The sequence below is a fragment of the Pseudomonas floridensis genome (assembly GCF_002087235.1).
Classification (GTDB): domain Bacteria; phylum Pseudomonadota; class Gammaproteobacteria; order Pseudomonadales; family Pseudomonadaceae; genus Aquipseudomonas; species Aquipseudomonas floridensis.
Genome location: NZ_MUIO01000209.1, coordinates 1 through 506, shown reverse-complemented (window position 1 = coordinate 506; position 506 = coordinate 1). Strand labels below are relative to the sequence as shown.

The window sequence follows — 506 nt, the reverse complement described above, 5'->3', positions numbered from 1 at the left end:
TGTTCGGAGAATCCCTAGGTGATGGTTAGCCATTCCGTCGCCGGATCTGTGACCCATGTTATTGCCTAGCTTTGTCGAACACCAGCCCAATGGATCAATCCAATTGTTAGGACTAGGAGCATAAAAATAGACGTTTACGCTACCCGCCAACCCAATCGGATCCTGCGCAATAAACCGGCCCACCTCCGGATCGTAATACCGGAACGTGTTGTAGTGAAGCCCCGTCTCTTCATCAAAATACTGCCCCTGAAACCGCAGGTTCTGCTCGACCTCGTTCACGGTCAGCGCTTCGAGGCTTCCCCACGCCTTGTACGTCGCCTGCCAGACGATCTGGCCGTCGGTGTCGGTCATCTCCAGTGGCGTGCCGATCTGGTCGGTGTGGAAGTAGTAAAGCGTGTTTTCGGCTTCGGCTTCGCGCTGGTCGACACGCGCCAGCGGCGCATAGCTGCCGGGCTCGTAGATGTACAGGCTGTTCTGTCCCGGCTGTTCGTATCCGCTCCACGAAC

The 506-nt window shown here is 56.5% G+C and carries 1 protein-coding gene; it reads right to left on the bottom strand.

The window, feature by feature from the left end; genetic code table 11:
• Positions 1–506: RHS repeat-associated core domain-containing protein (locus BZK31_RS28270; protein ID WP_208617250.1), on the bottom strand; the 506-nt coding region annotated here is incomplete at both ends.